The organism is Pseudoalteromonas sp. XMcav2-N (genome assembly GCF_024124545.1).
In the GTDB taxonomy this organism is placed as follows: Bacteria; Pseudomonadota; Gammaproteobacteria; order Enterobacterales; family Alteromonadaceae; genus Pseudoalteromonas.
The window spans coordinates 153979-180906 of record NZ_JAMXSF010000002.1 but is presented as its reverse complement, the minus strand read 5'-3'; the positions used below and the strand labels follow the sequence as shown (position 1 = coordinate 180906).

Annotated in this window: 22 protein-coding genes; 10 read left to right on the top strand and 12 right to left on the bottom strand. The window is 47.7% G+C overall.

Annotation, left to right across the window (positions count from 1 at the left end; all coding sequences use genetic code 11):
* Positions 1-604: 604 nt before the first annotated feature.
* Both NH568_RS03660 and NH568_RS03655 read left to right on the top strand, forming a co-directional pair.
* Positions 605-1078 (top strand): GNAT family N-acetyltransferase, encoded by a 474-nt coding sequence (locus NH568_RS03660; protein WP_138553009.1) that lies wholly within the window; start codon positions 605-607, stop codon positions 1076-1078.
* 84 nt (positions 1079-1162) lie between these two features.
* On the top strand, positions 1163-1540 hold the full coding sequence (locus NH568_RS03655) for a response regulator (protein WP_253044631.1): 378 nt from the start codon (positions 1163-1165) through the stop codon (positions 1538-1540).
* Positions 1541-1605: 65 nt separating this feature from the next.
* On the opposite strand, the gene NH568_RS03650 is transcribed toward NH568_RS03655, so the two are convergent.
* Positions 1606-3774, bottom strand: coding sequence for a M3 family metallopeptidase (locus tag NH568_RS03650; protein WP_253044630.1), 2169 nt, complete (start codon positions 3772-3774; stop codon positions 1606-1608).
* 170 nt (positions 3775-3944) lie between these two features.
* Here NH568_RS03650 and NH568_RS03645 point away from each other — a divergent pair, with 170 nt between their 5' ends.
* Entirely contained in the window at positions 3945-4514 is a 570-nt protein-coding gene (locus NH568_RS03645) for a DJ-1/PfpI family protein (protein ID WP_253044629.1), read from the top strand.
* On the opposite strand, the gene NH568_RS03640 is transcribed toward NH568_RS03645, so the two are convergent.
* A complete protein-coding gene (locus tag NH568_RS03640; RefSeq protein ID WP_253044628.1) occupies positions 4511-5386 on the bottom strand; it encodes a LysR family transcriptional regulator in 876 nt (291 codons plus the stop codon). The two genes, NH568_RS03645 and NH568_RS03640, sit on opposite strands and share 4 nt — an antisense overlap.
* Positions 5387-5483: 97 nt before the next feature.
* On the opposite strand from NH568_RS03640, the gene NH568_RS03635 reads away from it, so the two are divergent.
* Positions 5484-6884: an MATE family efflux transporter gene (locus NH568_RS03635; protein ID WP_253044627.1), complete on the top strand. Its 1401-nt coding sequence runs from the start codon at positions 5484-5486 to the stop codon at positions 6882-6884.
* Between the two features lie 29 nt (positions 6885-6913).
* On the opposite strand, the gene NH568_RS03630 is transcribed toward NH568_RS03635, so the two are convergent.
* Positions 6914-9325, bottom strand: coding sequence for an ABC transporter permease (locus NH568_RS03630; protein ID WP_253044626.1), 2412 nt, complete (start codon positions 9323-9325; stop codon positions 6914-6916).
* A gap of 209 nt (positions 9326-9534) precedes the next feature.
* On the opposite strand from NH568_RS03630, the gene NH568_RS03625 reads away from it, so the two are divergent.
* Positions 9535-10611, top strand: coding sequence for an amidohydrolase (locus NH568_RS03625; protein ID WP_253044625.1), 1077 nt, complete (start codon positions 9535-9537; stop codon positions 10609-10611).
* A 539-nt stretch (positions 10612-11150) separates the two neighbouring features.
* On the opposite strand, the gene NH568_RS03620 is transcribed toward NH568_RS03625, so the two are convergent.
* From NH568_RS03620 to NH568_RS03610, 3 genes are all read right to left on the bottom strand, one after another.
* A complete protein-coding gene (locus tag NH568_RS03620; RefSeq protein ID WP_253044624.1) occupies positions 11151-12419 on the bottom strand; it encodes a S41 family peptidase in 1269 nt (422 codons plus the stop codon).
* Positions 12420-12427: 8 nt separating this feature from the next.
* Positions 12428-13021, bottom strand: a complete 594-nt coding sequence (locus NH568_RS03615) for a hypothetical protein (protein ID WP_253044623.1) — start codon at positions 13019-13021, stop codon at positions 12428-12430.
* Between the two features lie 132 nt (positions 13022-13153).
* A complete protein-coding gene (locus tag NH568_RS03610; protein WP_253044622.1) occupies positions 13154-14206 on the bottom strand; it encodes an alpha/beta hydrolase in 1053 nt (350 codons plus the stop codon).
* A 412-nt stretch (positions 14207-14618) separates the two neighbouring features.
* Between NH568_RS03610 and NH568_RS03605 the strand changes: the two genes are divergently transcribed.
* The 3 genes from NH568_RS03605 (at position 14619) to NH568_RS03595 (ending at position 17009) form a co-directional block, all read left to right on the top strand.
* Positions 14619-15293 carry a type 1 glutamine amidotransferase domain-containing protein gene (locus tag NH568_RS03605; protein ID WP_253044621.1) on the top strand — a complete coding sequence of 225 codons (675 nt, stop codon included), beginning with the start codon at positions 14619-14621 and terminating at the stop codon, positions 15291-15293.
* Positions 15294-15367: 74 nt separating this feature from the next.
* On the top strand, positions 15368-15976 hold the full coding sequence (locus tag NH568_RS03600) for a glutathione S-transferase family protein (protein ID WP_253044620.1): 609 nt from the start codon (positions 15368-15370) through the stop codon (positions 15974-15976).
* Positions 15977-16196: 220 nt separating this feature from the next.
* Positions 16197-17009 (top strand): SDR family NAD(P)-dependent oxidoreductase, encoded by an 813-nt coding sequence (locus NH568_RS03595; RefSeq protein ID WP_253044619.1) that lies wholly within the window; start codon positions 16197-16199, stop codon positions 17007-17009.
* A 38-nt stretch (positions 17010-17047) separates the two neighbouring features.
* On the opposite strand, the gene NH568_RS03590 is transcribed toward NH568_RS03595, so the two are convergent.
* From NH568_RS03590 to pdxH, 4 genes are all read right to left on the bottom strand, one after another.
* Entirely contained in the window at positions 17048-17548 is a 501-nt protein-coding gene (locus NH568_RS03590; protein WP_253044618.1) for a tyrosine-protein phosphatase, read from the bottom strand.
* Positions 17549-19540 (bottom strand): methyl-accepting chemotaxis protein, encoded by a 1992-nt coding sequence (locus NH568_RS03585; protein WP_253044617.1) that lies wholly within the window; start codon positions 19538-19540, stop codon positions 17549-17551. It abuts the gene before it with no gap.
* 266 nt (positions 19541-19806) lie between these two features.
* Positions 19807-20232: a DUF2141 domain-containing protein gene (locus tag NH568_RS03580; RefSeq protein ID WP_253044616.1), complete on the bottom strand. Its 426-nt coding sequence runs from the start codon at positions 20230-20232 to the stop codon at positions 19807-19809.
* Between the two features lie 166 nt (positions 20233-20398).
* Complete coding sequence (pdxH, locus tag NH568_RS03575; RefSeq protein WP_253044615.1) at positions 20399-20977, bottom strand: pyridoxamine 5'-phosphate oxidase; 579 nt, start codon at positions 20975-20977, stop codon at positions 20399-20401.
* A gap of 218 nt (positions 20978-21195) precedes the next feature.
* On the opposite strand from pdxH, the gene NH568_RS03570 reads away from it, so the two are divergent.
* Complete coding sequence (locus NH568_RS03570; protein WP_253044614.1) at positions 21196-21813, top strand: HAD-IA family hydrolase; 618 nt, start codon at positions 21196-21198, stop codon at positions 21811-21813.
* A gap of 112 nt (positions 21814-21925) precedes the next feature.
* Complete coding sequence (locus NH568_RS03565) at positions 21926-22651, top strand: YebC/PmpR family DNA-binding transcriptional regulator (protein ID WP_046007129.1); 726 nt, start codon at positions 21926-21928, stop codon at positions 22649-22651.
* Positions 22652-22824: 173 nt separating this feature from the next.
* Here NH568_RS03565 and NH568_RS03560 read toward each other — a convergent pair whose 3' ends face one another.
* Positions 22825-24282: an alpha/beta hydrolase gene (locus NH568_RS03560; RefSeq protein ID WP_253044613.1), complete on the bottom strand. Its 1458-nt coding sequence runs from the start codon at positions 24280-24282 to the stop codon at positions 22825-22827.
* A gap of 657 nt (positions 24283-24939) precedes the next feature.
* Positions 24940-26871 carry a phytase gene (locus NH568_RS03555; RefSeq protein ID WP_253044612.1) on the bottom strand — a complete coding sequence of 644 codons (1932 nt, stop codon included), beginning with the start codon at positions 26869-26871 and terminating at the stop codon, positions 24940-24942.
* Between the last annotated feature and the right edge of the window lie 57 nt (positions 26872-26928).

Sequence of the window (26928 nt, the reverse complement as noted above, 5' to 3'; positions counted from 1 at the left end):
TAAATCCAAGCCATTTGTGTGTTTTTAAATACTCTCAGCAGGTGATGTGTAAGTGTTTGGTTTGTAATAATATCTTCTGTTGTTACGAGATTTAGTGATATTTATAGGATAATAATTGCACTATTTTCTGGTCTTTTGGGTAATTTTTTGCTATCAATGTTACTACTTTTGGTTGTATTGCTTACTCTCTTATTAATACTTTTGTGGTTTTTAAGAGTCAGAGAAAGAAGCGGGGGAGTTAATCATGTTGTTTTCTCAGTCAGGTCGCACTAGTCATAATCAGTGTTCTTTATTTTTCATCACGATTGCCACTGTCATTCTGTTAGCTATTACTCTGTTACTCGCCTAGCTGGTCGACATTCATGGATGGCCAACACCGCTGGCTTAATGACACAAACATATAAAGCATTGTGCTCGTTAATCATATGCTGCAACTTGTTTCATCACTACAATATCTGAATATATTTAGTTATATTTCCCGCAAAATACGTTAAAATACTCCTTTACGATGTTGTGCAGGTCCTGTCCCTTAGTCTGGCATGCCATAATGCAAAAGGGCGCAGAACTGTGCTCGGAATGTAACCGCTCTGTTCAAAGGAAAATTATGCAACTAGTTGATTTAAAAAACGATGATCCCAGTGTGAGAGAACTATTTGCAGAAATTGACCGACTTATGAATACCCTCTATCCCATTGCCAGTGACCAATCTCTGGCATTGGAAGAACTCAATCAGCCTAATGTTCGCGCTGTTGGTCTTCGCAACGAGGAAGGAATTGTGGCGTGTGGCGCCATCGTGAAGCAATTTGACAAAACCTTGTATGGTGAAATTAAGCGTCTGTATGTTAAACCTCAGTATCGCGGTAAGGGATTGTCCAAACGTATCATGCAAATTCTGCTGCACTATGCCGGCGATGCGCAAATTCCTCTGATCCGCCTGGAAACCGGGGTTAAACAAGAAAAAGCCATTAACCTCTATGAAACCCTGGGGTTTGAGCGATGCGAACGCTTTGGTTTGTACCGTGATAACCCGCTCAGTGTATTTATGTCCTTGTCGCTAAACAAAGAATCAAACGAGTAGTGTTGAAATTCCGGCCCTGAAGTCGACTTTGCTGCCATCTTAGTCTAATTTTAATCTGACTATCGCGAAGTTAAGGAGGAGCGGGTGAAAATTTTGGTTGTCGATGACATGACCTCAATGCGCCACGTGATGATAGGTATGCTGCGTCGACTTGGTTTTACAGACATTGATGAAGCCACAGATGGTTTACGTGCTCTGCAGTTGTTGAGCAATAAAGACTATGATCTGGTGATATCAGATCTGAACATGCCACATATGGATGGATTAGCACTCCTTAATGAAGTTCGTTCCAGACCTGAGCTCAAACACCTCAAGTTGGTTATGGTAACGTGTGAAAATGGTCGCGAACGTGTGCAGCAGGTGCTACTGCATAAGGTTGATGGCTTTATTATCAAACCCTTCTGTCTTGCCACATTAGAAAAGCACTTAAAGCGTATCACAGCACTTGCGATGAGCAATTAGTAAGTTATTCCCAGCTCTCTGATAAGTATAAAAAGCCCCATTTATTGGGGCTTTTTCAGTTCTAATTATTTATCCGAAGTAACCGGGAAGCCTCGGTCCAGCATCAGGGCTTCTACCGCAGCATCGCGACCGCGGAACTTGCGATAGGCTTCTGCCGGGTCCATAGCGTTACGAACAGAGAACAGATAGTTCACCAGGCGCTGTGCAACCTCTTCATCGTAAAAACCACCAGGCGCACTGGCAAATGCTTGTGCTGCATCTGATGTCAGTACTTCTGCCCACAGGTAGCCATAATAACCGGCTGAATAACCTTCACCGGAGAAAACGTGGCCAAAGTGGGTGGTGCGGTGGCGCATCACAATTTCGGATGGCATGCCGATCGCTGCCAGCTGCGATTTTTCGAATTCAACCGGATCGCCAATTTTGGCAGGATCTGTGGTATGGAACTTCATGTCCATGATGGCTGATGCCAGGTATTCAGTGGTGGCGAAACCCTGATTGAAGTTAGCTGCCTGTTTGATTTTGTTTACCAGAGATTTTGGCATTGGTTTGCCTGTCTCATGGTGTACCAGGAAGCGGTCAATGACCTCATCGGTCACCAGCCAGCGCTCTAACAGCTGAGACTGGAATTCAGTGTAATCACGCACACCTGAGTTTGAACCAGGATATTTCACTTTAGAAGACAAAGAGTGTAGCGCATGACCAAATTCGTGGAAGTAGGTTTCAGCATCATTCCAGGAGATCAGGCTGGCCTGGCCCTCAGGTGCTTTCACAAAGTTAGAGTTGTTTGAGCTGAGTACATTGGTTTTGCCATCAAAGGTGGTGTGGCCGCGGTAGGACGTTGCCCATGCGCCAGAGCGCTTACCCTGACGTGCAAACGGGTCGAGATACCACAAGCCGATATGTTCGCCGCTGGTCTTGTCGGTTACTTCCCATACACGTACGTCTTCATGGAAGACAGGGACTGAACCTTCCGGTACTTCGGTAAACTCGAAGTTGAACAGGCGTCCGGCAACGTAGAACATGGCTTCACGCAGCTTGTCCAGTTGCAGGTATTGTTTTACTTCATTGGAGTCCAGGTCGTACTTGGCTTTACGTACTTTCTCTGAGTAAAAACGATAGTCCCATGGCTCAATCTTGATGTTTGCGCCTTCTTTGTCCGCCAGTGCCTGCATATCGGCAACTTCTTCTTTCACACGGGCAATGGCTGCTGGCCAGACATTATTCATCAGTTCCATGGCGTTTTTGGGATCTTTAGCCATGCGATCTTCCAGGCGCCATTGTGCGTAATTCTCGTAACCGAGCAGCTGTACGCGTTCATGACGTAAAGTCAGGATCTCATTGATGATGGCTTTGTTATTGTGCTCACCTGCATTATTACCGCGACTATAATAGTTTTGCCAAACCTGTTTGCGTAACTCACGTTCTGTGGAGTACATCAGGAAAGGGTCCATAGAGGAACGCGTGTTGGTGACGGCGTACATGCCTGGCTTACCGCGTTCTTCAGCCGCTGCAGCCGCAGAGGTGATATACGACTCAGGCAGGCCTGAAAGTTGATCTTTGGTCAGGTAAACCACATAGCCTTCTTCATCGGCCAATACATTATTAGCGAAGTCTGCATGCAGCTTTGACAATGCCAGGTTAATCTCGGCGTAACGTTTTGCCGCTTCCCCTTCGAGCGTTGCACCATTGCGGGCAAAGTCGTTGTACTGAAGCCAGGTAATACGCTGCTCTTCAGCTGTGAGCTTTTTGAATTCTGCACTTTCGTACACTGTTTTTACGCGCTCAAACAGGGCTTTGTTTTGGGTGATTTGAGAACGGTATTTGGCATATTTTGCCATCAGGCCGCCCTGCATCTGACGAAACTCTGGTGACGAGTTATTGGCGCTCCAGATACCAAAGTAGGTAAAAAGGCGATCCAGTGCTGCTCCTGAACGCTCCATCGCAACAATGGTGTTCTCAAATGTTGCGGGGGCAGTATTGTTTGCGATTTGATCAATCTCACTCAGGTGATCTGCCAACGCGATATCCAGTGCCGGCTCCAGGTCTTTCAGCTGGACTTTATCAAACTGAGGCACACCCTGGTAAGGGCCCGAAAATGGTTGTAGTAGTGGGTTTTGATACTGTTTTTCAGCGATTGTAGGTGCTGCTGAGCTGCTTTGTTGTGTGCTGCTGCATCCTGCCAGCCCGATAATTACGGCCGCGCTGAGTAGTGTTAGTTTCATTTTCAACATAGTTGGATTTCGCTTGTCGGTATTTTAGTGTCAGCATACTAAAAGACTCTTTCATGAAAGTGCAATCAGGATTCGATTAATCGCCAAAATCAAAGTGTAAAAAGATATGAATGGCTAAGATCTGCGCTACACTATGAGAGCTCAAAAACTTCCTTATTCTGGATCATTCAATGGAAATCGGTATTTTTATTTACGATGGCGTTGAAGTGCTAGACTTTAGCGGCCCATTTGAAGTGTTCAGTACGGCTGCGCGTTTTATCGACGAGCCCGTAAACATTAGCCTTATTGCACCCAGTCATGCGCCGGTCAGCTGCCGTGGTGGTCTGTCTGTAAACCCGCATTACAGTATTCATGGTCACCCCCGATTTGATTTATTGGTTGTTGCTGGTGGGCAACATCAGCATGTTATCAACAACACGTCTGTGTTGGCCTGGCTGGCTGAAACCGCGACCCACACGCGACGATGTGCATCCATTTGTACCGGGGTGTTTTTGTTTGCCGAAGCTGGGCTGATTGATGGTAAGTCTGTGACCACACATTGGGATGATGTGGATCTGTTGCAAACACAGTACCCACACCTGAAAGTACTGAAGGATACGCGGTTTGTTATGGATCAGAATTTTACCAGCTCTGCTGGGATCTCGGCCGGAATAGATATGAGCCTTGAGCTGGTCAAGCTGCATTTTGGCAAGAAACTGGCGGAGAAAACCGCCCGGCAGATGGATTACAACTGGCTTTAGGACATCATTGACAGCGTTGTGTCGTACAGCCAGTGAATAACCGGGCCTTTAGCTTTGTCTCTGCGCCTGACCAGGCCCATATCTACTGTCAAAGAACCGGGAATATTGCGCGTTGACAAAGTGATGACAGCTTCATTAAACCAGTGTGACTTAACCACATGCTCAGGCACCATCGCCCAGCCAACGCCTCTTAGCACCAAGCCTACTATGTAGTAATAACTGTCGATGTGCCAGTGATGCGAGGAGATAGCCTGAGACTGGTTGTTGCCAATGCGGTCGCGGATGACCAGCTGTCGGTGCTGGTTCAGCTGTTCTACTGTCGGGCATGGGCAGGAGGCCAGAGGGTGAGTGGGTGCCACGATCAATCTCTGCTCAAAGCTCCCTAGCGGAGTAAAGTCCAGGTTTTGTGAGAGGGGCTTTTGATGAAATAAAATCCCCAGATCAGCTTTTTGTTCTTCGACCCATCCGGCAATATCATCCTGCGAGCCGTTTAATATCGAGAGTTTTAGCAGGGGAAACTGATGTGACAACCGCTCAAACATTGTTTCGAATGCATTGACAGGTACGGCTTCATCCATGGCAACGGTCAGAGAGACTTCTTCTCCGCAGCTCATTGACAATGCCCTGGACTGCAATCTTTGACATTGCATCAGCACGGCTTCCGCTTCTGCAAACAAGTCATGTCCGGCGGCATTTAACACCGGCAACCGCGAAGAGCGGTCGAACAACTCAAAGCCCAGATCGGTTTCTAGATTGGCAATGGCGGTGCTGATGCGTGATTGTGCTTTACCCAGTTTCCGGGCCGCGGCAGAAAAAGAACCGGTTCTGACGGCTGTGACAAAGGCTTCCAGCTGGTCGAGGGTCCAGTGCATAGGGGCTCCAAAGTATCCGAAAAGCGGATAGTAACTAACTTTAAATCATCCGGTAAACAAGCATAATAGCGGGTATTCGCAGTGAGTGGGGAATTTTATGCAAACACACGATACTGAGCTGCCAATGCTCGGTCAAAATCAAGAAAGGTCCACTGAACCACACAACGAGTCGGTTGCCAAAACATTCTGGCGTTACACGATCCCAGCCATTGCGGCCATGATGGTAAATGGCTTATATCAGGTTGTGGATGGCGTTTTTGTGGGCCACTTTATCGGGTCTGATGGACTTGCAGCCGTTAATATCGCCTGGCCTGTGGTGGGATTGATTGCGGGGTTGGGAACACTGGTCGGGATTGGTGCGGGGAGCTTGTTGTCTATGTTTCGCGGTGCGAAAGACGCCGCACAGGCGCAAGCTGTGCTGACGACCAGTGTTTGGTTACTGCTGATACTGGCTGCATCCACGAGTCTGGCGCTGTATGCCAGCGGCACCTTATTGTTGGATCTACAGGGCGCCAGTGGTGATGTGCTCAGGTTTGGGCACAGCTATCTGTCGGTATTTGGCTGGGGGGCTGTGGCAACCATGGCTGCAGGCGCTTTGCCTATGCTCATTCGCAATGATGGCAGTCCGGGAGTCGCCACGCGCCTACTGATCTTTGGCGCAGTCACTAATATTGTTCTGGATTACGTTTTTATCGTGCTGTTGCAGTGGCAGCTTGCCGGTGCCGCCTGGGCAAGTGTGGTATCACAGTCTCTGGTTGCTGTGCTGGCTCTGAGTTATTTCTGTTCAGCAAAAGCGGGTGTTAAGCTGACGGCAGCCAGTCTGAGGTTTTCTCTTAACCTGGCGGGACGGACTCTGGTGCAGGGGGCCTCCGGGCTTGTGATGTTCCTTTACTTTGCCTTTATCACCGCGCTGCACAATAAGCAGTTACTGATGTATGGTGAGCCTCTGCACGTCGCGACATTCGCGCTGATTGGCTACATTGGTGTGATTTATTACTTTTTTGCTGAGGGAGTTGCCAGTGGGATGCAACCGCCGATCAGTTACTATTACGGAGCAAAACAGATAGAGAAGATCAGTGCGACATTGAAATTGGCTTGTCAGGTTAGTCTGTCGGTTGGGCTTGTTATCGTGTTGTGTCTGAATTTGTTCCCGGAATTCATTGTGTCGCTTTTTTCTCAGGAGAGTGCATTACTTAATGAGGCGCAAAAAGGCGCCCGCCTGCACCTTTCTATGGTTTTTCTGGACGGGTTTATATTCCTCGCGGCGATGTATTATGTGGCGTTGGATCAGGGGGCGAAGTCTTTATTGATCTCGCTGGGTAACATGGCCATTCAGGTGCCTTTTTTGTTCTTTTTGCCTGAGTATTTGGGTGTTGACGGGGTGTGGCTGTCCGTACCTGTGTCTAATCTGGTCCTGACTTTGATCGTTGCACCTATATTGTGGCGCGATGTATCACGGTTGCGACATGGCAGGGTTCTCAACCAAAGCCTGCATTAAAAAAGGGGGTGGCAACCCCCTTTACATCTTTAAACTAATCGCTTTACAGGCACATATTGCCTGGCTGTGACCAGGCTGATAGCGATTAAGGTAGCAATTACGCTACAGAAGCTAATCGCAACCAGCATAAGGTCAGGTGAAAACGCCATCAAGGTGTTCAGCCAGGGCCATGCAAATGCAAGGATGATCCCCGCAAGCAAAACACTAAGCAGTGCCGGTTGCAGAAAAGCGTAAAGCCGCGCGACAAGTACCTGACGACGTTTGGCACCCAGCATGAGATGTACTTTGACAACGCCCTGCTGCAGGTATGCGGCGTAACTTTGCAAGCTGTAGACGCCATAAGCTGTGATGATGAGGATCAGCGCATTGATAAACATCAGTAACAGCGATGTGATGCGCCGATACTGATGTGCGTGTGTTATTTCATCTTCCAGCGCACGCCATTGTGTCAGCACAAACTGTGGGTGTTGTTGTTGCAACAGCGTATTGAGTTGCGTTTTGCTTAATGAAAGTCCGGGCGTCACTTTGACCAGCATATATGTGGCGCTGCCGTAATTGGGCAGGTAAAAGCGTGGTGGCGAGATAGGCTTACCAGGTAGCTGCAAATCGTCGATAACTGCGATGATCCGCAGGGCATTCGCCCCATCAATATTAACGGTTTTGCCAATGACTTCGCCACCTAGCTGGTGAGCGAATGTTTGATTGATGATCACCACAGGGTTTTCATCCTCAATGTCCTCTCGGGTGAATGTACGCCCGGCGACAAGGTGCTGATCCAGAACCTCAAAGTAATCCTGGTCGACGTTGCGGTGAAAGGGCAGGTAGCTGGCATCTTGCCACGGCGCGGTGATTTTAAACTGAAAGCCATCTTTAAGTGGCGAACGGGCGAAGCTGACTGATAACACGCCCGGCTCTTGCAGCAGTGTCTGCTTAAAGGCTTTGGCCATGGGGGCGTAGGCTGACCAGCCTTGCCAGTCCAGTGTGGCGACACTAAATTCCAGTTCATAAACCTGGCTTGCGTCGAAGCCCAGGGGATGAGTTAGCTGTTTAAGGCTGTCCCAGACAAGCTGAGAGCAAGCCAATAAGGTCAATGACACCAGCAATACTTGCGAGGCAACAAAGCGCCTTATGGTCGCCTGTGACAGTTGCTGAGCCTGGCCTTTACCGCTGCGTTTCAGGCTGTTTAACAGATTCGCGGGTTGGCAATGGGCCCGACTCAGCAGCATGAATAAGCCCAGAATTGCGCCGCCTAATACACAGGCCAGTAGCACAACAGGTAAGGTAAGTGTCAGGTATTCACTCTGATAAATAAATTGTGATAGCCAGGCAGCACTGAGAGTAAGGACCAGAGTCGTTAGCCAAAGAGAGAGTATAATCGCAGGTACAATCAACAAAATTAACTGGCACAGCAAGGTATTGCGAATAGTGCCGTACTTTGCACCAACGGCGCTGCGTACTGCCAACTGGTGGCGGCTTTGCAGTAACTGGAGCAAAAATAACTGAGCCAGATTCAGGCTTGCCAGCAGCAGCAGGGCGAGTGTACAGGCAAATACAATCAGTATGATGGGGTGGTCGCCGCGCAGTGCCCGGGTTAAGGTCTGCGCTGTGAGTTGCGTTCGCCAATCTGCTATTTGCGGGGGAGCATGACGAGAAGCGGTTTCATTCACTACACTTTGCAGGTGCGTGAGCGCATTTTGCGTGTCATCAGAGTTGATCAGAACCCGGATATTTGGGTCGGGGCTTTGCCAGTACCCTTTATATTCGGAGTTATTATAGCGCCAGGGGAGCCACAGTTGTGGTTGCCAGCCCGCTTTGAATAGCTCGGGCGGTTGATAATTTTGACTGACTACGCCGCGAATGGGGTGAATTACGCCATTAATATTGATGTGTTGCTGTAAGATATCTGATGTGCCACCAAAGACCTCCTGCCACAACGCAAAGCTGATCACTGCCCCCGCTGGTTGCTCTTCAGGTGACACCACAAAGTGATCCCCCTGGCCGTGTATAAACTCAACGCCCAGCATGGCTTGCCAGTCACCACTGAGATACGCTGTTTTTATTTTTTCTGTATATACTGACGCCAGTGGTACTTCTTCACCATAGTGAAAAGCCAAAAGCGGATCTGCTTGCAATGCGTTCTCTTGTGAAAGACGCCTTGTGGTGAGTAACTGAGATGCTGCAGGGTAAGGCCAGCCATTATCGTGGAGTTCGGCGGCTGAGCCCTGGCGTTGATGCTCAAGCTGGTAAATCGCGTTGGGTTGTGGGTAGGGCAGGGGCTTAAACCAGATGTGGTAAAGCAGCGCTGCAACACACAACACGGCGCTGAGTGTCAGCGTCAGTAAGACGAGCATACTTAAAGCCCAGCGAGGTTGCTGGCGCAGTTGCATGAGTGCCGGTTGTAAACAGGTATACCAGATAAAGTCACGGTAGCACTGTGGCATAGCGGATATCCATTGAATGGTCAGTGATCAGGATCTAGTCTACAGCAAAGATTGGTCCATAAAAATTGTATAATAATAACAAAAGGTTATATATTTAACGTCGGATACTATTGCAAAATCGGACGGTCAGTCCGGAATTACCACTCCCAGACTCCCAAAGGAGAATTACAGTGAGGATAAAGAGGTCGTGCGCAGTGTGTTTGGTGGCTATGGCGTCATTATTAACATCAGCCTGTCAGTCCCCGGGCGCTGGACGCAAGCTGGAACAGTTTGAAATCAGCTCTTCACAAGCATGCTATGACAGAACAACCCAGCCTTACACATTTGTGGTCGACGCCCATGTGCACTTCCGCCCGTTTGGGGGGGAGGCCGTGCCCTATACAGAGCTTGTTGGTTACTTTCAAAGCGCAGGCGTGTTATTCGTCAATGCGTTTGGCATTGGGCAAATGTTTAGCGCCCAAAGTGGTTGTCAGCGCTTTTCGAGCTGCCCAACCGGTGAAATTAAGCCAACGATTAGAAATGACGTGATTAACGCGTCGAACGCGCTGCTCCACCCAACCACAGAGACTCATCTGACTTTGTCTATGAGTTTTCCTGATCTGAGTAAACCGCATCACATAGTGCAGCAAATGGTATTGCTTGATGAGGAATTTGGGCCCGCATTTGGCTGGATGGGAGAGGTCAACTTAGTGAAACAGGCATTGTTTGACCATTCTCATCAGGCAACTCCTGTAGAACGTATTAAAGACTGGGCACCTTTCATGGCCAGGCTACGTGCCCCTGATCAGGGTCGCCCGCCCATGCCTTTGTCAATACATGCTGACATTGGCTCTGATACTGAGCCAACCAAATACTTACATCTAATGGAATCTGTACTGGCTCAGTATCCGGATAACCCGATTGTTTGGGTTCATATGGGATTGTCGAGGGAGCAAACCAGGATGGATCCGCAACAACACATTGAGATCCTGTCCCGCTTGCTGGACGCATATCCAAACTTGATGCTGGACATTTCCTGGCGCGTTTTATATGAGGCTTATTTTCGTCATGCGACAATAAGATCCCAGTATGTGGCGTTTTTTAATCGCTATGCCACACGTATTCTGCCGGGCAGTGATTTTGTTGCAGCAAAAGGTTACAAGTACCGGGATTATTTACGTGAAGTCGAGATCAACAGTCGTATCAATCAGTACCTCAGCGATGAGGCGTTTCGCCATATTGCACTAGGTCAGAATTATTTTGACTTAATGGGACTAAGCTATCAGGCGCCTGAGATATGCCAATAACATCAGTTGTGAGCTGGTGTAAATGACCCCGACAGGCGGGGTCAGACAACGCCTGTCAGTGGCAGTAAAAAGTCACAAATGTGTGGGTGTTACACTGACCATCGGTGACACAAAAATGGCTTGGTGGTGGTGCCGCACCACCCACTTGGGGCGTCAATGCTGCGTCCAGTCCTTTTGCCTCGTTCGACAGCTGCTTTATACCAATTTCACTTAATACCTGTTCAATTTTAAGGAGCAAATATGACGCTAACGGCGTTAAAAATTTCTCATTTAGAACAACTAAATAGCAAAATTTTTGCCTCGCCTATAGGGATGTAGGTGCCTCAGCGATAGCAGGACGCGGGAGCGGTGTTATCGACCATATTTTCTCGCCTCAAAATAGAACACTTAATTAAGCAAATTGGTATTACATGTCTTTGTTTAATTTTAATTTCATGGTCTTTTCCTTAGTTGAATTGTGTTGATTTTTTCAGCAACACCTTCAACTTAGCGGGTAAAGAACAAACCAGCAATTGCCTATTTGTAACATTTTTTACGCATTAGTCTGCCTGAGGCTTGTTGAGCCAGTCCAGTGCAGCCTGTAGCGTGGCGTCCTGCTCCTGATTGTATTGTCGCTGTTCAACCACGATGTCAGGAACAAATGCTTCTCTGGGTGTACCATCAACGTGGTAGAGCTTTTCTCTGGGTAACATATAATTGAGCTCGCTATGGGGCAGAGTTTCACCGTAAATGGCACCAAGCAGTTGCGACATTTGTGTGCCTATGACCGTTGCCCGCTTCATGCCATGCAGGCCTATGGTCAGGCCTTCTCCCATGCTGCCTGTCCATTTGTTGCAAAGTACAATTAACTGCTTGTCATACTGGAAGTCTCCACGTGGATACACGAATTCCTGCCAGACGCGTTTCACGCCAAACTCTCGCTCGATAGAGACTAACTCATGTATCTGATAAGGCTGAGGTGCCTTGATAAAGCGACTCATAATGCCTCTTGCCACTTCTGTATTGCCACCACTGGGGGTGTGGCGTAAATCGAGGATCATGGCCTGGGTATCTTTTAACTGAGCCATAGCCTCATCAAAAGCGCTTATTAGCGCGTTATTGCCCAAGCTGTTTTCCGGGCGTATATAGCCCACTGTGCCAATGCGCTTTTGTGTCAGAAGGGGTTTTTCTGCGATCACATCTTTTACAATGGCTTCAATATCCAGCAGCTTTATTTCGGTTTTACCCTGCCTGCGAACTTCCAGTGAGAGGCGTTGTTTACGTTTACCCGTCAACAGCCGGTTGAGTGTCCAGCTTTTTGCCGTGTCGAACCCCGAAACATTGGCCTGTTCAATGGCTTGTTCGACGGCTGTGCCATCAATACGCAGGATTTGCATACCTGCGCGAAAGCCTTGCTGATAAGCTGATTCGGCAAAGGGGACCGCAGTGATAGTTGCTTGTCCATTGCGCCACTGTGCCCACAAGCCTGTGGCCGTGGGCATTGGCAGATAATAGTCTTTTGGCCGTGGTGTGACGTCAGCGTGATGATCAAACCAATGTTCCAGACAATGATTGAGCCGGCCTGACAGTTGCAGCTTAGTTTTGAGTTCAACACTTTGATGACGAATACACTGCTCAAAAGTGGCAAAATCGGTCGGTTTGTCATCACGATAGGCATAGCCGAGCCGGACATACTCAATAAAATGCTCTATGTCCTGCTGTATTTGCTCTGAGCTCAGAAGAGCTGGTTGACTTGTGGATTGGGGGCTGGCGGCTGTGTTGCTGACGTAACCACCCGCCAGCAAAGTTGCAAAAAGTAATGAGCGCATGACTATCCTTATTGTTGTTGGTAAACAAGTTGCTCTTCCTGAATATGAAGCTGATGTTCATAGTCTTCAGCTGACAGTTCTCCGCGCTGATAGCTGCGCTCCAGAATCAGCACCTGTTTTATATAACGCATACTGGCAATGAATGTTTTGGGTGCAACCCGCTGTGAACGCTGCAATGTAATAAGATGCTCATTGAGTTCACTGAGTGCTTCCAGTGAGAGATTTTTACTGCTCAGGTTCTGGCTTAACATGGTATCCAGGTAATGAGGGTAAACGAGGGGGTTATTAGTAAAAAAGTCAGCTTGATCGCCAAACTCTTCAATGTTTTGCTGATAGGCCTCATTAAGGCGGATGCTGTAATCCAGACTCTCTTCTACAACCGCCTCAGCAGCGGTGAGTACCTTTATTAAGTCTCTGATTTCTTTTTGATCTGAGTCGTAATTGCTAATTGCAATCGCCAGTAATACACCGACCAGAGTCGCAACCAGAGTCAGAATAAAATTGCAGGCCACTTCATGGTGGCGGGTGAACGCCTTGAATGAAGAAGTGAATAGTAAAGCGCTGAGCGCCAGAAGTGCACAGGTCAGTATGATATACAGCATAGTGGTAAAAATTATTTTTGTTATATAGGTAAGATATTGATTTTATAGGAACAGTGCAACTAAAGAGCGAAGAGAGGGTGAAAATTGTGTGTATTGAGTCATTTCTTCACCCAAATCGTTGTACTTCAGCGACTATGGCGCTGGTTTATGTGCCTTCGCATCAAGCCACGCTATTAAAGCGTCCAGCGCGCCCGGCGCAAAGTCGTCTTCGGTGAGATACAAAGCGGCCCGTACTGGCAGGTCTGTTTTTAACAGGCTATGAGAGGCATTGCTGATGACCTTTTGTGTGAGCTTGTCTGGTGCACCTATGGTGCTGGCAAATATCTGTTGGCTGTGATCAACATCAACCCGGGTGTCTGAATCGCCAAACAGGGCGAGCAGTGGGAAATGGATCTGAGAAAAACCCAGGCTGACATCTGAGTCTATATTGGTTCGGACAAAGTTGAAGCGGGCTTCGTCTTCCAAAGGAGTACCCATAAAAGGATGCAAATGCAGATCACTGCCTTGATAAGTGTCATACCCGGATTTTATAAGCTGGTACTCAATCTCATTTAATTCTGAAATTTCCGACCACACCGAGTGGTCATCGGCATGGATCTTTTGTTCGTCTATCAGACGCAACCACATCGTATATTTGCTCTGCTCTCGCCAGTTTGCCGCGCCTCCCACCAAAGCTGCAAATTCAATCTCTGGTTCATTGTGCAGTTCGGCCAGTACCCAGCTTGCCTGGCTAAAGCCAACAACGCCAATTGGATTATCCGGGTAGCCATTGTCGCGTAAGTAGCGAATTGCGCTACGCACTTCCTCTGCGCGTTGAGGCATGGTTTGAGCCAGCCAGTTTCCGCTTGACTCGCCAACACCGGGTTTACTCCACGACATGGTGACATATCGTTTACGGGTTAAAGTATTGATAACAGGGTCAAAGTATCCGTTGGCACTATGATCCATCGCACCATCGCCGTGGATAAGCAGGATGATTGCATCGTGACTTTGATGTACATGAGGCACGACCAGCCTGGCATCTAAGGTGTTTGTGTTTGCGCTGAATGCAACGTAGCGTTCTTCGACGTGTTCCTTGTTATTGTTATGGCATCCACCAAGTAAACAGCACAATAAGGTAATAAAAACAGCAGTATTCCATCTGGGTATCATGATCTCTCCTTTAATAAACTGATACCAACGCATGCGATACTCTTGAGTACATAATGAGTTGGTACAATCAAATATCATCAGGTGTCTACCATATAGAAGGATTTCCCTGATGAGTGTTAAGCAGTGTGGAAAGTTGTAAGCTGCTGTAAAACTTCAGGTCAGGTACATCTTTGTGTAAGCGACATCGACTTTCGCTGTGTTTTTTATATTTGGCCTTCAACGGAGACGTACAGACTTTGTAATACCGTGACAGGCAAGCTCTGACAATGATTAGGCATATGACGTATCAACTCTGATCTTACTATTGCACAGCTGCAAAAGTGTTTATCTACATGTTCTATTATCATTTTCTGAGAAATAATCTACAGTGTGTTCTCAGAGCGTGTTGCAACTGCATACACAGTCGTTGTCTAAGCTACCACTTAATTCTGGAGGGTTAAGCTCAATGAAAAAAGTACTAATACCGGTCACTAACCATGCAACCTTAGGCGAAACAGATCAGGCCAATGGGACCTATGCCCCTGAGTTGACACATGTAGTGCATGTACTCAAAGCGCAGGGGATCGCCTTTGACTTGGCTTCTCTTAGTGGTGGTCAGGCTCCTCTGTATGGCACAGACGCAGAAGGAGATGAGGTCAATCAGCAGATGCTCGCAGATACTGAGCTTCAGGATAAGGTTGCGAATACACTGAGCGTATCTGAGCTTGATATCAGTGACTATGACGCCATTTTTTACCCAGGTGGTTTTGGGCTGCTTAGCGACTTAGCGACAGACAGCCTGTTTGCTGAACTGGCAGCAACACATTATGAAGCTGGCGGAGTCATTGCTGCAGTGTGTCACGGACCAGCCGCTTTGCTACCTATTACATTAAGTAATGGTGAAGCGCTCATCGCTGATAAATCGGTGACCTGTTTTACCCGTGAAGAAGAAATCGATTTTGGTACCATCAATGACATTCCTTTCCTGCTTGAAGAAGCAATAGCTCGAAAAGCGGCGCAGTATCGTAAAGTTCAGCCTTGGCAGGAATTGGTGATTGAAGACGCACGCCTGATCACAGGTCAGAACCCTGCCAGCGCTCATGCCGTGGGTGTGGCACTGGCAAAACATCTTGCACAGTAATTGCGATTATTAACGGGCACTGTCAGTGCCTTACAGCATCTGGCAGGCTTCTCTGATAAGGAATCCATGTATCCATGATTAAGGTACATCATCTCAACCAATCACGATCAACCCGGGTATTGTGGCTGCTCGAAGAACTTAAGTTACCCTATGAAGTCGTACACCATGAAAGGGACGCGCAAACCAGGCTGGCGCCAGCGAGTCTGGGTGAGGTTCATCCGCTGAATAAAGCTCCGGTTATTGAACACAATGGTCTGGTTTTGTGTGAATCGGGCGCGGTGATGGAGTATCTGCTCGATCAAGCCGACTCATCGAGTTTACGCCCTGAAAAAGGCGACGCCCATTACTACCAATATCTGGAATGGTCTCATTTTGCGGAAGGGTCACTGGCGCTACCTGTTATCACCACCCTGCTGATGCAGATGGAACAGCGCGAAGGCACCGCACCAATGGATGGGTATATCGCCAAAGAGCTGGCACTGGACTTGGGGTACATCGAAGCTACGCTGGCAAAGCAGGCGTTTTTTGCAGGTCCGCAGTTTAGTGCGGCAGACATAATGATGACCATTACCCTGGAATTTGCTGCCAACCTCAACCTGCTGGATGGTAAACCTCATATACAACAATACCTTAGCAAAGTACAAAGTCGTGAGGCTTATCAGGCCGCCAGAAAACAGGGCTAAATCACTTCACTATCGTCTGCTCTGTAGTGGGCACAGCAGACGTGTTTTCAGGGCAGCTCGTTGTATCGCACCTTCCATTATCAATAAAAAACTAATACTGATTGTATAATCCGGGCAATAATAAACCTTTATTAAATAATCTAAACTATATCAGTACCGTGAGTTTACGTGCTCCGGATCTCCTCAATAGCCATTGTTAACTTTAGTGAGCGATATAGTGATGACAAAAACCATTTTAATTACCGGCGCAACGGATGGGATCGGACTGGCGACGGCAAGAACCCTGCTGGAGCTTGGCCACCAAGTGATCTTGCACGGCAGAAACGCTGATAAGCTAACTGCGTTGAAAGCGGAATTTGCAACCCAGTCACCACCGCAACAGCTGATGACGTACACAGCCGACCTGAGTGTTATTCATGATATTCACGGCTTTATCAACGAGCTCAAGCAGGCTGGCACTGAGCTGGATGTATTGATCAACAATGCGGGCGTCTTTGTGGTGCCAGAGCAAACCACGCCAGAGGGGATTGATGTGCGCTTTATGGTGAATACCATTGCTCCTTATCTGCTTACCCAAGCGTTGCTACCTGACATGAAGCAAGGTGCCAGAGTGATCAACGTATCATCTGCTGCGCAATCATCTCTGGTGTCACATGAAATAACCGGAGCCAGCAGTTTTTCGGATAATGCGGCATATGCCAAAAGTAAACTGGCCCTGACCATGTGGTCGATGCAACTGGGCGCTGCCTCTGGTCGTGATCAGCCAGCGATTATAGCGGTGAACCCTAAGTCTTTTCTGGGCTCAAAAATGGTTGAGCAGGCCTATGGTGTGGCAGGGGGGAATATTCAGGAAGGCGCTGATGTGTTGGTTCGAGCCGCACTGTCTGAGGAGTTTGCTCAGGCGTCTGGTCTGTATTTTGACAATGACTTAGGTTGCTTTGCACGGGCTCATGATGATGCATATGACGAGCAAAAAGTAGCCGAATTGATCCGGGTTCTGGAGACCTTTCGCCAGCATCATGGGTTTGTTTAGTGGATTTGCCGCTGTGAGGTGACAGCGGCACCTGATTGCTACTCGACACGAGAGAATTGGTTGAAAAAAGCGAGCTGAGCCGGGTGGGTTAAGGCTTTTGGACGCAGCGCCTGTATTTGGGGGATGATGTCCGCTTTATCCTGCCCAAGTTGATACATGATCAACCCAATGACCATTCCTGTGCGCCCTGAACCACCTTTGCAGTGAACCGCAACAGTGCCTTGTTCAGACAAAATTGCTTTAAGCGTCGGCCAGCTCTGTGCAAACGCCTGCGTAAAGTCTTTATTCGGTGGCGCATCGTCAGCGATGGGCAGCTGAAACCATGACACGCCAAGGGCGTCGCATACCTGAGGTAACGCTGTTGCCTCGTTGCTCTCTAATTCCGAAGGATACATGAGTGTCACAATGGCCTGTGCACCGGCATCGTGCAACTGCTGAACGGACTCAGTCAGTGACGTGCCTTTAGTACCCGGACAAGGCGTAAACAATAAGGCCGCACCTGTGTCTAAATGTAGCGTATCAAAAGGGTGTGAAGTCATTTACCTGGTCTGCTCCTGTACTTTATAGCGGTCGATTAATTCATCCATATCCATTGCGGCTTCTGCGATATTAGAGGCCGCTACGGCAATTTGTTCAGCCCCGGTGACCGTTTCCGTGGCCTTGGCAAATATTTCTACAATATGCCGACTGACTTCGTCAATGGCATTGCTTTGCTGCTGAGTGTTCACTGACACAGAATCTGTCACTGATTCGACCTGTTTCGCCTGTTCGACGATTTTGCCTAAGGCTTCTTTGATTAACTCGGCACGCTGGGCGGCTTGCATGGCATTTTCCTTACCCTGCGTAATCACATCCGACGCGGATTGTGCGCTGCTTTGCAGTTCGTTGACCAACGCCGAGATTTCTTCGGTGGATTGCTGAGTTCTGCTGGCCAGGCTACGGACTTCATCGGCAACCACGGCGAAACCACGCCCTTGCTCACCTGCCCGGGCCGCTTCAATAGCAGCATTCAACGCCAGCAAATTGGTCTGCTCTGCGATGCTCTGGATCATATCGACCATACTTGAAATACTACCAACACGCTCGTTCAGTGCATCTACGGAAGACGCTGATTTTTCCATGTCGTATGAGGCTTGCTGGATCACCGAGACCGCATCGGTGACGACTTTTTGGCCATTAACCGACTCCTGGGAGACTGACTTCGCAGCCGCAGCATTTTCCAACATGGAGTTGGCTATTACCTGGATATTAGCGCTCATTTGCTCCGCGGCAGAGGCGATGGTTTGTACGCCGGATTGTTGCTCAACCAAGTTGGTTTGACTCTGACTGATGGCGCAGGCAGTTTCATGTGTAGAGGTTGCAATCTTGTGTGATGCACGTCCGAACTCGATCAAATCTTCTTCAAATTGTTGAGTCAGTCGGTTAATGTCTTTCGCTGAATTACCCAAATCGTCAGAACTTAAAATATCGATTTCATGTGCCAGGTTTCGGTTGTTAATCGCAATGGCAATTCCCTCAGCAATTTTTACTGACTGCTGATGGCGAAGACGGATTGATATAAACAGGGCCGCTGTGATCAGCAAACCTATCACCAGAATAATCAGCTCAACCACCAAGATGGTCACCGCCGTTTCCTGAATGTCTATGGCTGTTTTATCAACAAGTGTTAAGGCTTTTTCCTCGGCCTCTTTCAGGGCGTTAATACGCCGGGTGGCGGCTTCAAACCAGGCTTCTGGATCTTGCCCAAACCCAGAATCCCGATCTGCGACGGCGGCTCTGAAAGCATCAACGTTTTTCATGGCACTGCTGTTTAACGCTGTGGAAAGCATGGCTTTCATTTGTGGGGGAGACGCTTCAAGTGCTTCAGCCAGATAAACCTCTTGTTTGGTGTGAAGTTGGGTATATCGGGTTCGAAGTGCCGGAGTAAATCTATCTTGTGCAAATACATTGGTCAGAACGGCACGCTCTATACCGGCAGATTCTTTGGCGCTGGAGAAATTGTATATCGCCATTAATTCTGTGGCGACGATATAATCCCGGCTCAGGCGCGCTGCTGTGATGACAATATGCAGGCCCTGGTTGTTTATGTCGGTGTAGTACTTTAAAGCTTCAGGCAGGCTCATAGAGAGCGTGCTTACTTTACGCCTTACATTGTCGAGCTGGTTAAATTTTTGCAAAAAGGTGTTGAGCTCACGCGTCATCTCATCCGACAAATCCCAGTTCTCCACCTCGTTTTTTAGCTTACTGAGCTGGCTTTCGGTTAAACGGCGCTGCTGCGTCAGGTTGCTTTGAAATTTCTGGCCTTGTGAGCCGATAAACCCGGCTGAAGCACCACGTTCTTTCTGTGTTTCGTGAAGCAGCGCGAGTACCGCGTGGCTCAAAAAGGCATTATATTCGGCGTCGTATGCATCATTCATGCGTTTCGCTGATACCGATACATCATAAAAAATGACGCCACCGAGCAACAAACAGGGAAGTAATACGACAAGGGTTAAATGGCTGGATATGGTTTTAGCTATTGTTCTCAGCATGCACGACTCACTTCTGGGGGTTAAAGCGGGAATAGCTGTTAAAAATTATAGTGCGAAGAGCCAAATTTGGATCACTTTGCAGCCACACTATTGCACAATTCAATGCTTTAAAGCTAGTAACTTGCTAACATTTAATAAGAAAAAAATACTATGAACCTGATGTGGGGACGATAAGTGGTGCCGTCGAGTGCATGGAAAAGTAAGCGGTTATTATGGCGGATGAGATAAGTGCCACAGAATAAAGAATGACTGTGACACTTTTTAAGTCAACGCAGTCTTATTTCTAAGTTCTGATTAGGCTGCGTGATCTGTACTGCCAGTTGCGGAAACTGCGGGATGCTGGTAAGCAAATCATTGTTGCTAAAACCATAAGGCTCTGTTGGCAAGCCAAAACGATTGCGATTTAGCCGGCCGTCGCCATTGAGATCCTGATAGACCATAAAGCTGTATTGTCCGGGTTCTACATTATGCAGCGTGAGCTCAGGCTGAGTGTCCGATACCTGTTGCTGTGCAACTCGCCAGGCTCGTTGCTGTATAAACCCGGCTGCTGAGTCATAGGCTACCAGCTTTAGGGTGCCTGACTGGTGCGCCAGGCCGCTGAATGTAATAGTCAAATCCTGTGCCATTGCACTGGCCGAAAGTGCACTAAGCATACAGGCGATGGCGGTAGTACGAGTCAGATGTTTAGTCATGTTAGTTATCCTTTGCTGAATCATTTTGTTGATGGGATAACTTTACGAAATGGAGTGGGGCATTGCGTGTGTGATCTGTCATGACAATGACATGACAGATGTCATTTGTGGTCAATCGGCTGACCCTTTTTCTTAATCACAGAACTGGCAAGGGGCTTTACATTTGCTATGGCTGCAACAGGGTTTTGTGCCAAACTCCCTGTGCGTGCTGGTAAAGTTCACGTAAGTGGAGTCTGCTTTGTTCAAAGGTCAGAAACTCAATGCTGTGCGGACGTATCACAAACCCGCCCCAGTTGTCGGGAAGAGGCACCGCTTGTTCCTTAAAGCGGTTACTGAGTGTTCTGAGTTCGTCGGTAATGGTGTCCATTGATGATAAGGGTTGGCTTTGTTGGCAGGCTAACGTGGTGAGCTGAGCGTCACGACCACGACTTTGCCAATAGCGTGCGGCATCAGCACGGCTAATCTCACAAGCCAGCCCGGTCACTCGTACCTGATAACCCAATGAGTCCCACCAGGCCGTCATCGCGACTTTAGGGTTGCGCCTTAAATCTTCACCCTTTTGTGAATTCAAATGAGTACAGAAGGTAAAACCGGTTTCATCTGCGGCTTTCAAATCGACGAAACGCCCGGCGGGGAAACCCTGTTCATCTAAAGTAGAAATACAGACAGCGCTGCATTGGTTCAAATTCGATGAGGCTTTAGCTTGCTGCCACCATTGCTGAAACTGCTCGACAGGATGATTCATCACGGCTCCGTGTTTATATTTTATGTACAACCATGTCATGTTTTAGCGATGGTTTCAATTGATCCACACTGCTCGCTGACACGTACCTTGGTAGCGTCCCTTTGCTGTGATATGACCAGCAGGTTGGGCCTGAATAATTTTGTCTCAATATCTTTGCAAGGTATCACAGCTTACCCTATGTTTAGGGCTGGTGAGGCCTTGATGATAAGGAAATATGAATGGCTGATTTAACGGTAAGAGGTGTGATTTTTGATTTGGACGGCACCTTAGTAACCTCTACCCTCGATTTTGCTTTAATTAAGGCGCAAGTTGGCTGCGACCGTGATGCGGATTTACTTGATTATGTTGAGTCTTTGCCCTCGCCTTACATGCGCGAGGAAGCCATGGCATTGATCCATCAACATGAAATGCAGGATGCACAGCATGCCGAGCCCATTCCCGGAGTGATAGAAACGTTGTCTGTATTAAAAGCGATGGGCATGCCTATGGCCATTGTCACACGTAACTATTCAAAAGCGGCCAAATTAAAGCTCTCGCGCTGCCAGCTGGGCCTGGATTTTTTACTGACACGCGAAGATGCGCTACCAAAACCTGACCCGCAGGCACTCCATATGGTCGCAGATACCTGGTCGCTGCCTTATCAGCAATGTGTATATGTAGGCGATTACAAGTACGACATCGAGGCAGCACAACGCGCCAGTATGCATGCATGTTTGTTCGCACCACTGGGTATGCCTGACTACGCTGATCAGGCCGATATCATCATTGAACGCTTTTGTGACCTGCCAGGTGCGCTGGGCTTACACTATCAGGCTCGCTCTGGCCAGTTGGCCTGATTAATTTTTATAGAATGCGCACGATACTGAGCAATTCTCGTCTGGGTATAGCCCAAAATGCAATGTCTTGTTAGAATCTTGTCCAATTTAATTTGCACAAACGAGAATTAAGATGGGTAGAGCATTTGAAGTCCGCAAAAACGCCATGGCAAAAACGGCAGCGGCAAAGACCAAAGTAAACTCAAAATATGGTAAAGAGATCTATGTAGTTGCGAAAAACGGTGGTGCAGATCCGGATACCAACCTCTCCCTTCGTCGTTTGATCGATAAAGCTAAGAAAGACCAGGTTCCGGCGCACGTTATTGAAAAGGCGATTGAAAAAGCAGCTGGTGGTGCAGGTGAAGATTACTCTCCGGCACGTTATGAAGGGTACGGTCCTGGTAACTGTATGGTGATTGTGGACTGTTTAACTGACAATCCAAACCGTACTATCAAGGATGTACGTCTGCCATTCACCAAGACAGACTCTAAAATTGGTAGTCCGGGCTGTGTTGCACACATGTTTGATCACTTTGCTATTCTTGGCTTTGCCGGTGATGACGATGAAGCCGTACTGGAAGCGCTGATGATGGCAGATGTTGATGTCACCGACGTAGAAGTAGAAGATGGTCAGGTCTCTGTGTTTGCACCGCACACTGAATACTTCAAAGCGAAAACTGCACTGATTGAAGCGTTTGAAGGCATCAATTTCGACGTAGACGAAATCACTTGGGTACCGCAAACACACGTGGAAATCACGGGTGAAGACGACCTGGCAAACTTCGAGAAGTTTATTAACATGCTGGAAGATTGCGACGACGTACAAAACGTGTATCACAACGCGATTGTGAAGAACTAAGCTAGGGTCACAGTTAACCCCTGCACTTTGCGCAGGTGTATAATTGAAAAGACCGGACCTTTGGGTCCGGTCTTGCGTTATTTAAAATGATATATGTCTGCAAGTTCTCACATATTTAGGCCAATTTCAGCTTTATCTGTGAAGCCTCATATTCCTCTGGTTTGTTCTAATCGCTATTGCAAATTGGCCGATGAGTTTAGTGCGGTTTCAACTGAGCTAAGTGATGTGTTTATGACATCCCATAAGAAGGATGCAACACCAGGGGTATAAATATCTGAGTGTGCACCGCCTCCCTTTTGATAAACGTCATAATGTATTAGCTTGCTGGCGTTAACGTACGCAATACGACTCTCATCATGGAGGTCATGATGCCAGGCTGGAGATCCTCCGGCCGGAACAACACCTTGATAGAGTTTGTGGTAGTGCTTGTCTGTTTGCTCTGGTGACTGAATTTCATAGAAAGTAAAGAGTGGTTCGCATTGATTATCACGTGCGTATGTATGCGCTTTGTCAAATCCAGGCTTTCCGCCTACATGTAACGCCCCCGATACAAACTTTGCAATAGGGTTGGCTGTATCGTGTTCACTCCAGGTCATAACAATCTTTTTGGCGGCGGTGCTGTGGTTTTTATATGGGTTGCCCTCCAAGCCAGATTCTTTGAAAAAACGATTAACACTAAATGCCCCCTGAAGTGCGACGACAAGATCGACTTTTGTACCTTCAGTATTATTTTCATTAGGCTCCAGTAGCTCGTGTGCGAATACAGCTCTAGTAATCATTCTGGCACCAAAACTGTGGCCTAGTGCGACAATAGGGACATTATGTTCACGCTTTAGAGGCTTTAGGATATCGGTCAGCACTGGATATACCCACTTAATTCCTATTTCATCGGCATCATCAGCTTTGATAGGGTAACTTAGCAGCTTATCGAGAAAAACCCCCCAAGACCATTCTGACGGCCAAGTGATACCGATAAACAATGGGTTGAAATTGTCGGGGGCCTGGTCTGATTCAATCAGATTTGTTATTAAGCTATTGTAGTTTCGAATGGCCTCCTGCTGATCTGTGTTCCATCCCATTGCAAAGAGAAATATATGGCTATATTCGAAAGGTTGTTGTGATAATTCGGCTTCCAATCTGGACAATGCAATTTGACCAGTCAGGATCGGGTCATCTTTACTAAGTGGTTTATGTAGCTCTATGTCTTTTGAATATAAATCATAGATAAATTGCTCAGAGATGAATGGCATAGAATTACGTTTCTTGTCTGACAGTTGGTATTTGACGATATGCGAAATCACTGTAGGTTTACAGTCGTCTAAAATGGACTTTGCTTGTTTTATCGCGACTTGATTCTCATCTGTGGTTGGCTGGAAATCGGGCTGCATATTGTCTTCACAAAACCAATAATCACTCAGGTCATTGCTTTTATACGTTTTCTCTATACCGATTAAATAACCAGGAAAGCGCAGGGCAAGCCCTTTGTCTTTTGTGGCAACCCGATGAAACTTCGTCATATCGGTACCATTTGTATTCAATTTTTCTTCTTTGTCTGCGAGTCTATAGTTGGCGCTACAGCTGCACATAAGTACACAAATAACCAATGAGGTAATGGCTTTTAGCTTTCTCATGAACGGTCCTTTTACTTGGTGTTAAAAAAGTAAAAAATTGAGTAGGTTAAATAGGGTTATACTCAATCATTGATCTCTGTTTAGATTAGGTTCAAATGTAATGAATGTACAATATATGTTAACTATTATTCTAACTACCCCGTAAGTGACAATCATTATTAGCTATAATTTCTATTGCAAAAGGTGTCTTTGTCTTTTGAATGTTCCCCAAATTATGTAAACGATACTGGTATAGAATAAGCGCATGGAATGAGAAGCATGTAAGTAGGCTTATACCAATTTCACTTAATACTGGGTTCAATTTGAAGGAGCAAACATGACGCTAAAGACGTTAAAACTCTATTTTAAAACAAGTGAATAGAAAACGCGGTCTCGTCTGGATGGGCGTAGTTGCCTCAGCGATAGCAGAACGCGGGAGCTGTGATATCGACCCTGTTTTCTCGCCTCAAATAATCGAGCACTTAATTAAGCAAATTAACATTAATACATACGTAACTGAACTGAGTTCAATTCGGGGACACTGTGTTACACATTAAGGTGTGATTCACAATTAGACGATGTGAATTATGACAAGTGAGAACTGAGTGCCTTAAGTAAAAGCGTGTGTCGGGGCAAACTTAGTAATTGTCCATTGGGCCTCGACACAGATTTCAATCCTTACTTAGAAACTTTGGCAAGCCCGGTACTTTCCAGCACATCCCGCCAGCTGACGTATTTAAAGTTTTGTGGTTGATCAGGGAAGCGATTGCGGCCGTCCTGAAGTACCAGTAACCCTTCTGGATAATCTCGGGTTCGCAACCGGGTAGACAATGCCAGCCCATCAGTTTCTGACGCCCCATCAATGCCCTTAAAGCCGTCCAGACCAACGCGAAATCCAGCCAAATGGCGATAGGGCGGTGTTGCCTCGTAAAGCTGGTAGCTGTTGTTGCCCTGGCTGGAAACAACCAGCACAGGAGCATCACCAAAAGACAGTGCCAGGCCTTCGACATCATCGACCAGGTGTTCACCTACCTTTGCTACTGTAACCGGCTGGCTGTTATCCGCCGGATTCAGGCTGGTGGCCCAGATCCCTACGTCTTCTTCGCCAATAAACAATCGCCCACGCGCATCATCTGCGACACAGCCTTCTGGTTGTGAGCTTAGGGGTATTTCCCGCACTTTCTCTGCATGCAGCTTATCCTGATATGCTTTAACCCTGTATTGAAAGGTCAGGCCGGCTTTGTTGTTTGCAAACACGTAGTGATTTCCCTCAAAAATGGCCATACACAGTCCATAAATCTCTTCCAGACCCGATGGTGCACTGCCCAGACGAAAGACGTTGCCGTTTGCCTCTATACCGTAAAATGCGAGGCTGTCATCATTGCGTTTACTGGCTGCAGCGATGCTGATAGTGCGCCCTTGCCAGCTAAAACCATCACGCAGATCGACATTGTTGAGTCGGCCGTCTTTGAATTCTTGTAGCAGCTTGCCCTGCAGATCGTAGACTTCCAGGCCTTGTTTCTTATGTGTACCTAATACACGTGAAGCGTCGGGGTTAGCAGGATGAACCCAGATAGCCGGGTCATCCATGGCGTCACCAAATTGTAAAGCGGGCTGGCTTTGTGCTGCGGGTCGAACGATTGGTAAGGCTTGCGTTGTGAATGCTGAGTTGAGAGTGAATTGAGCAGTGGTAAATTGGCCTTGCTGTTCATTGGTAAAGCTCAGCGTGGCCTTATCTGTGCTCAAAGGCTGGCTCAGGTTCATCATGGTAGCCTTGTGGTTTTTAAGTACTAGGGTCTCTGCCGGTAACCAGCTATTTGCAGCGTCTGGCGTATCCCAGTAAAGCACTTCCTGGCCGTTTTCCAGTAATGCAAAGAGTTCTCCTGAGTCACTGGTTGCCAGGCTAATGGCTGGCTCTGACTGACTTCCGTAAGGGGCGACCAGGGATACCGGGTAATACTGAGGGTTATCTTCAATACGAGCTGAGTAGCGCCAGATACCTAATGGCTCACTAACGTAAAGGTAGCCGTTGCCCGGGTCGACTGCACAGGAATCCGCGTCATAAGGTAAAGACAGTGATCGCAGCAGCAGTGGCGTTTGCAGCCAGCTTTGTTGTTGACGTAACAGCCATTGTTCCCCTCTTCCTCGCCCGTCTGAGACAAACAGAGACAGTGTCTGGTTAGCCCTATCAGCGAATAAGCAGAAATTATCGACCAATAATCCGGTCTGAGAAAGTTCAAAGCGTGGTAGTAGTTGTTCTGAACTGGCATCCAGTGTGCCCACGAAAACGCTATCTTTGCTGCCCTCAAGTGCAGCATATAGCCACTGGTTATCACCCAGCTCGCTCAATCGGACCTGTTTGAACGCGCCCGGGAGATGTGCAATGAGTGAGCCTCCCTGGCGCAACGCCAATCCCTCTCGCTCAGAGGCGATCAGTATCTGGTTTCTGCCAGACACCTGAACGCTATCCACTATAGCTGCCGCTGAGCCTTGTGTTTTGAGTTGCAGAGACTGCTGAGCCGTTTGCTGGTGTGTCTGATTTTGGCAAGCGCCTAGCGCGCTCAATAGTCCCAGTATAAGCGTTGTTTTGTATAACTTCTGTATTTTCATTTTTAAGTTCCGACGTCACAGAGTATTAGCGAAGATGGGCCAACTTATCGCACACTA